Source organism: Streptomyces sp. ISL-87 (assembly GCF_018614095.1).
In the GTDB taxonomy this organism is placed as follows: domain Bacteria; phylum Actinomycetota; class Actinomycetes; order Streptomycetales; family Streptomycetaceae; genus Streptomyces.
Genome location: NZ_JAGGOY010000076.1, coordinates 12,640 through 24,577, shown reverse-complemented (window position 1 = coordinate 24,577; position 11,938 = coordinate 12,640). Strand labels below are relative to the sequence as shown.

At 72.3% G+C, this 11,938-nt stretch carries 12 protein-coding genes; 10 read left to right on the top strand and 2 right to left on the bottom strand.

Annotated elements, in window-relative coordinates; genetic code table 11:
* Entirely contained in the window at positions 1-1,119 is a 1,119-nt protein-coding gene (gene alc / locus J7I97_RS26755; protein ID WP_214939456.1) for an allantoicase, read from the top strand.
* A 331-nt stretch (positions 1,120-1,450) separates the two neighbouring features.
* Here alc and J7I97_RS26750 read toward each other — a convergent pair whose 3' ends face one another.
* A complete protein-coding gene (locus J7I97_RS26750) occupies positions 1,451-2,182 on the bottom strand; it encodes an SDR family oxidoreductase (RefSeq protein WP_214939454.1) in 732 nt (243 codons plus the stop codon).
* A gap of 164 nt (positions 2,183-2,346) precedes the next feature.
* Between J7I97_RS26750 and J7I97_RS26745 the strand changes: the two genes are divergently transcribed.
* The 3 genes from J7I97_RS26745 to J7I97_RS26735 all read left to right on the top strand — a co-directional run bounded on the left by J7I97_RS26745 (position 2,347) and on the right by J7I97_RS26735 (position 5,349).
* The gene (locus tag J7I97_RS26745) at positions 2,347-2,964 is read left to right on the top strand and encodes a dihydrofolate reductase family protein (RefSeq protein WP_214939452.1); all 618 of its coding nucleotides are present in this window, start codon (positions 2,347-2,349) and stop codon (positions 2,962-2,964) included.
* 209 nt (positions 2,965-3,173) lie between these two features.
* A complete protein-coding gene (locus J7I97_RS26740; protein WP_251059209.1) occupies positions 3,174-4,103 on the top strand; it encodes a DMT family transporter in 930 nt (309 codons plus the stop codon).
* Between the two features lie 52 nt (positions 4,104-4,155).
* Complete coding sequence (locus J7I97_RS26735) at positions 4,156-5,349, top strand: cytochrome P450 (RefSeq protein ID WP_214939449.1); 1,194 nt, start codon at positions 4,156-4,158, stop codon at positions 5,347-5,349.
* Positions 5,350-5,379: 30 nt separating this feature from the next.
* On the opposite strand, the gene J7I97_RS26730 is transcribed toward J7I97_RS26735, so the two are convergent.
* Positions 5,380-6,384 (bottom strand): Gfo/Idh/MocA family oxidoreductase, encoded by a 1,005-nt coding sequence (locus J7I97_RS26730; RefSeq protein WP_214939447.1) that lies wholly within the window; start codon positions 6,382-6,384, stop codon positions 5,380-5,382.
* Between the two features lie 171 nt (positions 6,385-6,555).
* Here J7I97_RS26730 and J7I97_RS26725 point away from each other — a divergent pair, with 171 nt between their 5' ends.
* The 6 genes from J7I97_RS26725 to J7I97_RS26700 are packed head-to-tail and all read left to right on the top strand — an operon-like array spanning position 6,556 to position 11,915.
* Complete coding sequence (locus tag J7I97_RS26725) at positions 6,556-7,566, top strand: sugar ABC transporter substrate-binding protein (RefSeq protein ID WP_214939444.1); 1,011 nt, start codon at positions 6,556-6,558, stop codon at positions 7,564-7,566.
* The gene (locus J7I97_RS26720; RefSeq protein WP_214939441.1) at positions 7,563-8,594 is read left to right on the top strand and encodes an ABC transporter permease; all 1,032 of its coding nucleotides are present in this window, start codon (positions 7,563-7,565) and stop codon (positions 8,592-8,594) included. Before J7I97_RS26725 ends, J7I97_RS26720 begins: the two co-directional genes overlap by 4 nt.
* The gene (locus J7I97_RS26715; protein WP_214939438.1) at positions 8,564-9,445 is read left to right on the top strand and encodes an ATP-binding cassette domain-containing protein; all 882 of its coding nucleotides are present in this window, start codon (positions 8,564-8,566) and stop codon (positions 9,443-9,445) included. The genes J7I97_RS26720 and J7I97_RS26715 overlap by 31 nt, the downstream gene beginning before the upstream one ends.
* Positions 9,446-9,461: 16 nt before the next feature.
* Positions 9,462-10,661 (top strand): ROK family glucokinase, encoded by a 1,200-nt coding sequence (locus J7I97_RS26710; RefSeq protein ID WP_214939435.1) that lies wholly within the window; start codon positions 9,462-9,464, stop codon positions 10,659-10,661.
* Positions 10,658-11,254, top strand: a complete 597-nt coding sequence (locus J7I97_RS26705) for a hypothetical protein (protein ID WP_214939432.1) — start codon at positions 10,658-10,660, stop codon at positions 11,252-11,254. Before J7I97_RS26710 ends, J7I97_RS26705 begins: the two co-directional genes overlap by 4 nt.
* 28 nt (positions 11,255-11,282) lie before the next feature.
* Positions 11,283-11,915, top strand: a complete 633-nt coding sequence (locus J7I97_RS26700) for an MBL fold metallo-hydrolase (RefSeq protein ID WP_214939429.1) — start codon at positions 11,283-11,285, stop codon at positions 11,913-11,915.
* Positions 11,916-11,938: the final 23 nt, after the last annotated feature.

Below are 11,938 nucleotides of genomic sequence, written 5' to 3'. Positions count from 1 at the left end.
GTGGCGATTCCCTCTTTCACCGGTAACGCGAACCCGTACGGAGGCGGCGACCCGTACGCGGACTACCGCACCGCGGACTTCCCCTTCACCCAGTACGCGAACCTCGCCGCCCGTGAGCTGGGCGCCGGTGTCATCGCCGCCAACGACGAGTTCTTCGCCCAGCGCGAGAACCTGCTCATCGCCGAGGCCGGGCACTTCGACCCCGAGCACTTCGGCCACAAGGGCAAGATCATGGACGGCTGGGAGACCCGCCGCCGCCGCGGTGTCTCCGCCGAGCAGCCCTGGCCGACCGCCGAGGACCACGACTGGGCGCTCGTACGCCTGGGCGCCCCCGGCGTCATCCGCGGCATCGTCGTCGACACCGCCCACTTCCGCGGCAACATGCCGCAGGCCGTCTCCATCGAGGGCACCAACTGGGAGGGCGCCCTCGCGCCGACCCCGGAGGAGCTCCAGGGCGACGACGTGAAGTGGACGACCATCGTCGCCCGCACCCCGGTCGGCGGCCACGCGGCCAACGGCTTCGAGGTGAACGCCGAGCAGCGCTTCACGCACCTGCGCGTCAACCAGCACCCCGACGGCGGCATCGCCCGCCTGCGCGTCTACGGCGAGGTCCTGCCCGACCCGAAGTGGCTCGACGCGCTCGGCTCCTTCGACGTGGTGGCCCTGGAGAACGGCGGCTCCGTCCAGGACGCCTCCAACCGCTTCTACTCCCCGCCGACCAACACCATCAACCCGGGCCGTTCCCGCAAGATGGACGACGGCTGGGAGACCGCCCGCCGCCGCGACAACGGCAACGACTGGATCCGCTACCAGCTCGTCGCCGAGTCCGAGATCCGCGCCGTCGAGATCGACACCGCCTACCTCAAGGGCAACTCGGCCGGCTGGGCCTCGCTGTCGGTCAAGACCGGCGAGGAGGGCGAGTGGACTGAGTTCCTGCCGCGCACCCGCCTGCAGCCCGACACCAACCACCGCTTCGTACTGGACGCCCCGGCGGTCGGCACGCACGTCCGGATCGACATCTTCCCGGACGGCGGCTTCTCCCGCCTGCGCCTGTACGGCTCGCTGACGGAGACGGGCGCGGCCGCGCTGACCGCCCGCCACCAGGAACTGGGCGGCTGACGCCCCCCGCCGACTGCCCCGGGGGCCGACACCCCCGGGGCGCGCACGGCCCGAAGGGGCACCGTCGACGGTGCGCCCCTTCGGCGTATTCGCACGCCCGGCGAGGGCTACGCCGCTCCGCACGCCCGGCGAGGGCTACGCCGCTCCGCACGCCCGGCGAGGGCTATGCCGCTCCGCACGCCCGGCGAGGGCTATGCCGCTCCGCACGCCCGGCGAGGGCTATGCCGCTCCGCACGCCCGGCGACGGCTATGCCGCTCCGCACGCCCGGCGAGGGCTATGCCGCTCCGCACGCCCGGCGAGGGCTATGCCGCTCCGCACGCCCGGCGAGGGCTACGCCGCGTAGCCGCCGTCCACCGCGAATTCCGCGCCCGTCACGTACACGGAGTCCGGCCCGGCCAGGAAGGACACCATGGCCGCCACCTCCGGCGCCGCGCCGAACCTGCCGAGGGCCGTCATCGCCGCCTGCGGGTCCGCGTAGGGGCCGTCCGCCGGGTTCATGTCCGTGTCCACCGGCCCGGGATGCACCAGGTTCGCGGTGATGCCGCGCCCGCCGAGCTCCCGGGCCAGCGCCTTGGTCAGCCCGGACAGCGCCGACTTGCTCATCGCGTACAGCGCGCCGCCGGGGCCCGGGACCCGCTGGGTCATGCAGCTGCCGATGGTGATGATCCGCCCGCCGGAGCCCATCCGCCCGGCCGCCGCCTGGGCGGCAAGGAACGCCCCCCGCACGTTGACGGCCAGCACCCGGTCCACATCGGCCAGGCCCAGCCCGTCGAGGGGCCCGAGTACGCCCACCCCGGCGTTGTTGACCAGGACGTCGATCTGCCCGAAGCCCCGTACGGTCTCCTCCACCGCGGCCACGGCATCGGCCGCCTCGCCCGCGTCGGCCCGTACGGCCATCGCGCGCCGCCCGAGGGCCTCCACCTTGCCGACCACCTCGGCCGCCGCCCGCGCGTCGTTGACGTACGTGACCACGACGTCGAGCCCGTCCTCCGCCAGCCGCAGCGCGCTCGCCGCGCCGATCCCGCGGCTGCCGCCCGTCACCAGTGCCACAGATCCGTTCATGGTGTCCTCCTCCGCCGAATGGTTGCGGGTTCAATGAAATGGGAGTCCGTGATCGGGCGCTGGCGGGAATCGGACATGGAGTTTTCGCGCGCCGCACCGATGAGTCCGCGGCGGCCCGGGAGTCTGAACCTGCGTACGGACGACCGAGCTAGGAGCGCAGAGCCATGGGCAAGCTGACCCTCACCACTTTCCTGACCCTCGACGGCGTGATGCAGGCCCCCGGCGGGCCGGAGGAGGACACCAGCGGCGGATTCGCGTACGGCGGGTGGGTGGTGCCGTACGCCGACGAGGAAATGGGGGAGTTCGTCACCGAGGTCTTCGGCCGGACCGGGGCGTTCCTGCTGGGGCGGCGGACGTACGAGATCTTCGCGTCGTACTGGCCGCAGCACGACGACCCCGCCGACCCGATCGCGGGCAACCTGAACAGGCTGCCGAAGTACGTGGCCTCGACCACGCTCAAGGAGCCCGCCTGGGGCCCGGCGACCGTGCTCGACGGGGAGCAGCTGCAGAGCGAGATCGTCCGGGTCAAGGACGGGCTCGACGGCGAGCTGCAGGTGCACGGCAGCGGGCAGCTCGCCCAGTGGCTGCTGGCCCGGGACCTCGTGGACGAGCTGAACCTGCTCGTCTACCCGGTGTTCCTGGGCGCCGGGCGCCGGCTGTTCCCGACCGGCGGGCTGCCGACGGCCTGCGAGCTGACGAGCTCCCGTACGACGTCGAGCGGCATCGCCATCCACACCTACCGGCCGACGGGCCGCGCCGCCTTCGGCTCGTTCCTGGATTGACCCAGGACCCGAAGCAACCGTGGCCACCGGGGGTCCAGCTCCGGCTGGACCACGTGCCCGCCGATGCCACGGGGCCGTTCATGCCACGTCCCCGCCGATGAAGGGGCCGCCGCCACCGGCCCGCAAAAGGGGTCGACCGGTCATGATCGGCTCCGGTACGGTGAGCCGCACCCGTGCGAGTCACCGAAGCCTCCACCCGCTTCCCGCCGTTGGAGACCCCGGTGACCTCGACCGCCCTGGCCGCCCTCGCCCTCGCCCCCCGCAGGGCCTGGCTCGCCGATCTGCCCGTCCTGGCCTTGGCCGTCGTCTGGGGCGGGAGCTACCTCGCCGCCAAGGGCATCACCGCCACGCACACCGTGGTCGCGGTGCTCGTCCTCCGCTTCGCGCTGGTGCTGCCGGTCCTCGTCGTCGCCGGGTGGCGGAGGCTGCGCGGGCTGAGTCCCGCCCAGCTGCGCGGCGCCGGACTGCTGGGCCTCGTACTCGGCGGGATCTTCCTGCTGGAGACCTACGGGGTCGTGCACACCTCCGCCACCAACGCCGGGCTGATCATCAGCCTGACCATGATCTTCACCCCGCTCGCCGAGGCCGCCGTCCGCCGCACCGCACCCTCGCCGGCCTTCCTCGGCGCGGCCGCCGTCTCCGTCGCCGGCGTCGTGCTGCTCACCCAGGGCGCCGGGTTCAGCGCGCCCAGCACCGGCGACCTGCTCATCCTCGGCGCCGCCCTCGCCCGCACCGCGCACGTGCTGCTGATGGCCCGGATCAAGGCCGTCCAGGACGCCGACTCGCTGTCGCTGACCACCGTCCAGCTCGGCGGCGCCGTGCTCGTGTTCGCCGTACTGGCCGCACTGCCCGGCACCGGCGACAGCCCCTGGGCCGCCGCCACCGCCTTCGGCCCCGCCGAGTGGGCGGGACTCGCCTTCCTCTCCGTCTTCTGCACCCTCTTCGCCTTCTTCGTGCAGATGTGGGCCGTACGCCGTACCTCGCCCTCCCGCGTCAGCCTGCTCCTCGGCACCGAACCCCTGTGGGCGGCCGCCGCCAGCATCGCCATCGGAGGCGAACACCTCGGCCCGGCCGGCTTCGCGGGCGCCGCGCTCGTCCTCGCAGGCACCGCCTGGGGCCGCCGCGCGGCCACCGCGTGAGTGGCCGGAAAACGGCGGGTCCAGCGCCGAACTGCCGCCGTAGGGTGGCTACATGCCACAGCCGGACATCAGCATGAACTCCGCGGACTTCCATGACGACCCGTACGCCTTCTACGCCCGACTGCGGGCGGCGGGCCCGGTTCACCGCGTCGATGTCTCGGCCACCGAGTACGCCCCGACCTGGCTCGTGGTCGGCTACGAAGAGGCCCGGCAGGCCCTCAACCACCCGGGCCTGTTGAAGAACTGGCGCGACAGCGGCGGCAACATACCGGGCCTGGTGCCCACCGCCGCCAACACCAACATGCTGGAGTCCGACCCGCCGCACCACACGCGGCTGCGCCGCCTGGTCGCCCGCGAGTTCACCGCCCGCCGCATGGAGGGCCTGCGCCCCCGCGTCGAGCAGGTCACGGGGGAACTGCTCGACGCCATGGCCGCACGCCCGCAGCGCTCCGCCGACCTCATCAAGGCCGTCGCCTTCCCGCTGCCCATGACCGTCATCTGCGAACTCCTGGGCGTCCCCGACCTGGACCGCGAGCGCTTCAGCTACTGGTCCAAGGAGGTCGTCGCGCCCAGCGGCGCCCCGGACACCAGCGCCCACCAGCAGCTCAGCGTCTATCTCGGCGAGCTCATCGAAGCCAAGGCCAAAGCCCCGGACGAGGACCTGCTCGGCGCCCTGATCCGCACCCGCGACGAGGACGGCGACTCCCTCTCCCCGGACGAGCTGATCGGGATGGCCTTCCTGCTGCTGGTCGCCGGCCACGAGACGACGGTGAACCTCATCTCCAACGGCATACGGGCCCTGCTGGCCCACCCCGACCAGCTCGCCGCCCTGCGCGCAGACTACGACGGCCTCCTCGACGGGGCGATCGAGGAGATGCTCCGCTACGAGGGCCCGGTGCAGAACGCCACCTACCGCTACGCCCGCGAGGACATGGAGCTCGGCGGCGCCCTCATCCCGGCCGGGGCCACCGTCCTGGTCTCGCTGGCCGGCGCCGACCGCGACCCCGGGCGCTACGCCGAGCCCGACACGTTCGACATCCGGCGCGGCCCCCAGGGGCACCTCGCCTTCGGGCACGGGCTGCACTTCTGCATCGGCGCCCCGCTGGCCCGTATGGAGGGCCGCACAGCCATCCGGGGCCTGCTGGAACGCTTCCCGGAGCTGGCCGAGGACCCCGACGCGGGCCCGCCGGTCTGGATCGGGGGCAGCCTGATGCGGGGCGTGACCCGGCTGCCGGTGCGCTGGTAGTCCCGGCCCATGGCCACCGGCACACCCCCCTCACAGGTCCGGGACCTCCTCCATCCGGACCCGGCGCCGCTCCCGCCGCGACAGCTCGCACGCCTCCGCCACGCGCATCGCGGCCAGGGCCTCCCGGCCGTCGCACGGGTTGGGGCCCTCTCCGCGCACCAGCCGCACGAAGGCCGCCAGCTCCGCCTCGTAGGCGGGGGCGAATCGTTCCAGGAACCCCGTCCACGGCTTGCTCGCCGGGGGCGGGCCGTGCGGTTCGGTCGAGGCGATCGGCGTACGGTCGTCCAGCCCGGAGGAGACCTGGTCCAGCTCCCCGGCCAGCTCCATCCGTACGTCGTACCCGGCGCCGTTGCACCGCGTACCGGTACACGTCGCCAGCGTCCCGTCGTCCAGCGTGAGCACGGCCGCGGCCGTGTCGATGTCACCGGCCTCCCGGAACCGCGCCGGACCCGCGTCCGACCCGGTCGCGTACACCTCGGCCACCTCGCACCCGGTCACCCAGCGCACCATGTCGAAGTCGTGCACCAGGCAGTCGCGGTACAGCCCCCCGGAGGTCGCCAGGTACGCGGCGGCCGGCGGGGCGGGATCGGCCGTCATCGTCCGTACGGTGTGCAGCCGGCCCAGCGCGCCCGAGCGGACCAGCTCCCGCGCGGTGCGGTATCCCGCGTCGAAGCGGCGCATGAACCCCAGCTGGAGCAGACCGTCCATCGCGGCCACCTCGCGCAGCACCGCCAGGCTCCGTGCCAGATCAGGGGCCACGGGCTTCTCGCAGAACACCGGCAGCCCGCCGCGCACGGCCCGGACGACCAGCTCGGCGTGTCCGTCGGTGGCGCAGGACACGACCACCGCGTCCACTCCCCAGGTGAAGATCTGTTCCACGGAGGGCGCGGCCGTGGCCCCGAGCCGGTCCGCGAGCCGCACCGCCCGCGCGGGATCGGCGTCGGCGAGCAGGAGGGAGCCCGCCTCCGGGTTGCGGGCCAGTGCCGCCGCGTGGAACGAGCCGATCCGGCCCGTTCCGATGAGCCCGATGCGCATGCACTCAACCTGACCCCGTCCGGGGGACCTGTCAATCGGCCCGGGGCGTCTCGATGGTCCTGAAGGCCCCGATGGGCTCCCGTGGTCCACTGTGGCGGATACTGGGCGGCTGGAACCGGAATGACCGCTTTGACATCAGTGGCACGCACGACGAGGGAAAGGCACGGCGACGTGGCTAGGGTTCGGACAGGGGTACGCGTCGTCGGCGCCGTGCTCGCGGCGGTGCTGGGAGCCTCCCTCGCGGGTTGCAGCAGCACGGGCGGCAAGCGCGCCGAGGAGCGGGCGAAGGCCGCCGAGGCGGGCCGGCCCGCCGTGTCCACCCCGCGCTGGACCTTCGCGATGGTCACCCATGCGGGCGACGGCGACACCTTCTGGGACATCGTGCAGAAGGGCGCCAAGGAGGCCTCGGCGAAGGACAACATCAACTTCGTCTACGCCCACGACGACCAGGCGCAGCAGCAGGCCCAGTTCGTCCAGAACGCCATCGACCAGAAGGTGGACGGGCTCATCGTGAGCCTCGCCAAGCCCGAGGCCCTCAAGGACGTGATCGCCAAGGCCGTCAAGGCCGGCATCCCGGTGGTCACCGTCAACTCCGGATCCGCCCAGTCCGCCGAGTACGGCGCCCTCACCCACATCGGCCAGGACGAGCAGATCGCCGGAGAGGCGGTCGGCACCGAGCTGACCAAGCGCGGCAGGAAGAAGGCCGTCTGCGTCCTGCACGAGCAGGGCAACGTCGGCCACGAGCAGCGCTGCGCCGGGGCCAAGAAGACCTTCGGCGGGTCCATGGAGAACCTGTACGTCGAGGGCACGAACATGCCCTCCGTCCAGGCGGCCATCCAGGCGAAGCTCCAGGCCGACCCCGCCGTCGACTCGATCCTCACCCTCGGCGCCCCCTTCGCCCCCACCGCCGTCAAGGCGAAGGACGCGGCGGGCAGCAAGGCCGAGGTGGACACCTTCGACCTCAACGAGTCCGTGGCCCGCGACCTGAAGTCCGGCGCCCTCGGCTTCGCCGTGGACCAGCAGCCCTACCTCCAGGGGTACGAGGCCGTGGACCTGCTCTGGCTCTACCGCTACAACGCGGACTCGCTCGGCGGCGGCCGCCCGGTGCTCACCGGACCGCAGATCGTCACCGGCGCCGAAGCGGCCAAGCTGGAGGAGTTCATCAAGCGGGGCAGCCGATGAGCGCGGCCACCGCCGTGGACGAACGGCTCGCGCCCACCTCCCTGGTCCGCAAGCTCCTCGGCCGCCCCGAGCTGGGCTCGGTCGTCGGCGCGGCCGCCGTCTTCGTCTTCTTCTCGTTCGCCGCCGACAGCTTCCTGCAGGCCTCCAGCCTCAGTACGGTCCTCTACTCGGCCTCCACCATCGGGATCATGGCCGTCCCGGTGGCCCTGCTGATGATCGGCGGCGAGTTCGACCTCTCGGCCGGCGTCATGGTCACCACATCGGCGCTGGTCAGCTCGATGTTCAGCTACCAGATGACCGCCAACGTGTGGGTGGGCGTCGGGGTGTCCCTGCTGGTCACCCTGGCCTTCGGCTTCTTCAACGGGTTCATGCTGACCCGCACCAAGCTCCCGAGCTTCATCATCACGCTCGGCACCTTCCTGATGCTGACCGGTCTGAACCTCGGTTTCACCAAGCTGATCAGCGGCTCGGTCTCCACCAAGACCATCGCCGACATGGAGGGCTTCTCCTCCGCGCGGGCCCTCTTCGCCTCGCAGTGGAACGTCGGCTCGGTCACCCTCAAGGTGACCATCCTGTGGTGGCTGGCCCTGGTCGCCGTCGCCACCTGGATCCTGCTGCGCACCCGCGCCGGGAACTGGATCTTCGCCGTGGGCGGCGGGGCGGACGCGGCCCGCGCGACCGGCGTGCCGGTCGTGAAGACCCGCATCGGCCTCTACATGGGCGTGGCCCTGTGCGCCTGGATCTCCGGGCAGCACATCCTCTTCTCGTTCGACGTGGTCCAGTCGGGCGAGGGCGTCGGCAACGAGTTCCTCTACATCATCGCGGCCGTCATCGGCGGCTGCCTGATGACCGGCGGCTACGGCTCCGCGATCGGCTCGGCCGTGGGCGCCTTCATCTTCGGCATGACCAGCAACGGCATCGTCTACGCCCAGTGGAACCCGGACTGGTTCAAGTTCTTCCTCGGCGCGATGCTGCTCCTGGCGACGCTGCTCAACGCATGGGTCCGCAAGCGGGCGGAGGCGAAGTGACCGTGCAGAACCCCACCGATACCGCTACCGCGCTCGTGAGGCTGACCGGCGTCAGCAAGTTCTACGGCAACATCCGCGCCCTCCAGGGGGTCTCCCTGGAGGTCTCGGCCGGCGAGATCACCTGTGTCCTCGGCGACAACGGCGCCGGCAAGTCCACCCTCATCAAGATCATCGCAGGGCTGCACCGGCACGACGCCGGAACCTTCGAGATCGACGGCGAGGAGACCGAGCTGGCCAACCCGCGCGCGGCCCTCGACCGCGGTATCGCCACCGTCTACCAGGACCTCGCCGTCGTCCCGCTCATGCCCGTCTGGCGGAACTTCTTCCTCGGCTCCGAGCCCACCAAGGGCCGCGGCCCCCTCCGCCGCCTCGACGTGGAGCTCATGCGCGAGACCACCCGCGCCGAACTGCTCCGCATGGGCATCGACCTGCGCGACGTCGACCAGCCCATCGGCACCCTGTCCGGGGGCGAGCGGCAGTGCGTGGCCATCGCCCGCGCCGTCTACTTCGGCGCGAAGGTCCTCGTACTGGACGAGCCCACCGCCGCCCTCGGCGTCAAGCAGTCCGGCGTCGTCCTCAAGTACGTCGCCGCCGCCCGCGACGCCGGCCTCGGTGTGGTCCTCATCACCCACAACCCGCACCACGCCCACCTGGTCGGGGACCGGTTCGTACTCCTCAAGCGCGGCACCATGGCGGGCAGTCACACCCGCGACTCGATCACCCTGGACGAGCTCACCCGGCAGATGGCGGGCGGCTCCGAGCTGGACGAACTGAGCCACGAGCTGGAGCGAGTGGCAGAATCAGGTCCGGACGACAACGCGTCCGGCTCCGCCACCACCACCGCACCCTGAGGGACGACACGACTCGATGAGCACGTACCGGGACTTCACGCTCACCCACCGGGGGTCGGCGCGAGGCACCGTCCTGCGGACCATCGGGACCCGTGAGCGCCGGTCGCACCTGACCGCCCCGCGCGTCCCGACCGTCGGCATCGACATCGGCGGCACCAAGGTGATGGCCGGCGTCGTGGACGCCGACGGCATCATCCTGGAGAAGATCCGCGCCGAGACCCCGGACAAGTCCAAGAGCGCCAAGGTGGTCGAGGACACCATCGTGGAGCTGGTGCTGGACCTGTCCGACCGGCACGATGTGCACGCCGTGGGCATCGGCGCCGCCGGCTGGGTCGACGCCGACCGCTCCCGGGTGCTGTTCGCCCCGCACCTGGCCTGGCGCGACGAGCCGCTGCGCGACGCGCTCCAGTCCCGCCTCGCGGTCCCGGTCATGGTCGACAACGATGCCAACACCGCCGCGTGGGCCGAGTGGCGATTCGGCGCCGGCCGCGGCGAGGACCACCTCGTCATGATCACGCTGGGTACCGGCATCGGCGGCGCCATCCTGGAGGGCGGCCAGGTCAAGCGCGGCCGCTACGGGGTGGCCGGCGAATTCGGCCATATGCAGGTCGTCCCCGGGGGCCACCGCTGCCCCTGCGGCAACCGCGGCTGCTGGGAGCAGTACAGCTCCGGCAACGCCCTGGTCCGCGAGGCCCGCGAGCTCGCCGCCGCCGACTCCCCGGTCGCGCACAACATCATCGCCCGGGTCGGAGGCAACGTCTCCGAGATCACCGGCCCGCTCATCACCGAGCTGGCCCGCGAGGGCGACGCCATGTGCGTCGAGCTCCTCCAGGACATCGGCCAGTGGCTCGGCGTGGGCATCGCCAACCTCGCCGCCGCCCTCGACCCCTCCTGCTTCGTCATCGGCGGTGGCGTCAGCGCCGCCGACGACCTGCTGATCGGCCCCGCCCGGGAAGCGTTCCGCCGGCACCTCACCGGCCGCGGCTACCGCCCCGAGGCCCGGATCGCCAAGGCCCAGCTCGGCCCCGAGGCCGGCATGGTCGGCGCCGCCGACCTCTCCCGGCTCGTCGCCCGCCGCTTCCGCCGCGCAACGCGCCGGCGGGTCGAGCGGTACGAGCGCTACGCGCAGCTGGGCCGCCGCGGCACCACAGGCTCCGCGGACCCCAATGCCGCGGGCTCCAACGCCGCGGACTTCAAGGATGGGGACACGCAGTGACAGCGCCCCTTTTGCCCCGTCAGGCCACCGCCCCCGACGAAGGCGGCACGCCGCCGCCCACCGCCGAGGACCGGAAGCACGTGGTGCGGCGCCGCTGGATCACCGCGACCATCATCCTGCTGCTCGTCGGCGTCCCGGCCGGCTACCTCGCCGTGTCCGCCCAGCAGAGCCGCGAGGCCGGCCGGGACAAGGCCGCCAAGGTCGGCGCGGTCCACGTGCGGCCGTCCTGGCCATCCAAGGTGCAGCGCAGCGTCTACGAGGTCCCGATCCCGATCACGGCCTGGAGCGTCGGGTTCCTGGAGACAAACAACTGGCACACCAGCCGCCTGTACACGCAGTTCACGGTCAAGGAGAAGGACCTGGAAGCCTTCCTCACCGCGGTCGGCACCAGCCGGGCCCAGCTGACCCCGGGGGCCGCCGGGGAGGCGTTCTCCGCGCACGACGTCAAGGCCGCCGGCTGGAAGTGGAACCCGGGCACCACCCTGTACGCCACCACCATCGAGCAGCCCGACCCGCGCCCCACCCGGGACATCGCGGTCGACTTCAGCGGCCCCAACCCCAGGGTGTACGCGGTCTCGACGGCGACCCCGTAGAGCTCGGTCCCGCGGCTACGCTGGGATCATGAAGCTTACGAAGCGGCTGCACTCCTGCGTTGAGCTGGAGAAGGACGGGCGCAGGCTCGTCATCGACCCGGGCGCCTTCAGCGAGCCGGACGCGGGCCTCGGGGCGCAGGCCCTGCTGGTCACGCACGAGCACCCGGACCACTTCGAGGAGGGCCGGCTGCGGGCCGCCCTCGACGCCGATCCGGCGGCCGAGCTGTGGACCCTGCGCAGCGTCGCCGAACTGCTCGCCCCCGCCTACCCGGGCCGGGTGCACACCGTGGGGCACGGCGACACCTTCACCGCCGCCGGGTTCGAGGTCCAGGTACACGGCGAGCTGCACGCCGTGGTCCACCCGGACATTCCGCGGGTCACCAATGTCGGCTACCTCGTGGACGGTTCGCTCTTCCACCCCGGGGACGCGCTCACCGTGCCCGACGCCCCGGTGGACACGCTGATGCTGCCCGTGCACGCGCCCTGGAACAAGATCGCCGAGGTGGTCGACTACCTCCGCGAGGTCAAGCCGCGCCGGGCCATCGACATCCACGACGCCTACCTCGCGGACATCGCCCGCCCCATCTACGACTACGCCCTGGACACCCTGGGACGCACCGACCACGGACGGCTCACCGCCGGGGACGCCACCGACCTCTGAGGACCGGCGCGGGTGGCTGTCAG

Excerpts from the sequence above, each read along its gene's own strand:
- J7I97_RS26750 (WP_214939454.1), bottom strand. The coding sequence starts at position 2,182 with ATGAACGGATCTGTGGCACTGGTGACGGGCGGCAGCCGCGGGATCGGC.
- J7I97_RS26700 (WP_214939429.1), top strand. The coding sequence starts at position 11,283 with ATGAAGCTTACGAAGCGGCTGCACTCCTGCGTTGAGCTGGAGAAGGAC.
- J7I97_RS26715 (WP_214939438.1), top strand. The coding sequence starts at position 8,564 with ATGGGTCCGCAAGCGGGCGGAGGCGAAGTGACCGTGCAGAACCCCACC.
- J7I97_RS26710 (WP_214939435.1), top strand. The coding sequence starts at position 9,462 with ATGAGCACGTACCGGGACTTCACGCTCACCCACCGGGGGTCGGCGCGA.
- J7I97_RS26745 (WP_214939452.1), top strand. The coding sequence starts at position 2,347 with ATGGGCAAGCTGACCCTCACCACTTTCCTGACCCTCGACGGCGTGATG.
- J7I97_RS26720 (WP_214939441.1), top strand. The coding sequence starts at position 7,563 with ATGAGCGCGGCCACCGCCGTGGACGAACGGCTCGCGCCCACCTCCCTG.
- J7I97_RS26735 (WP_214939449.1), top strand. The coding sequence starts at position 4,156 with ATGCCACAGCCGGACATCAGCATGAACTCCGCGGACTTCCATGACGAC.
- J7I97_RS26730 (WP_214939447.1), bottom strand. The coding sequence starts at position 6,384 with ATGCGCATCGGGCTCATCGGAACGGGCCGGATCGGCTCGTTCCACGCG.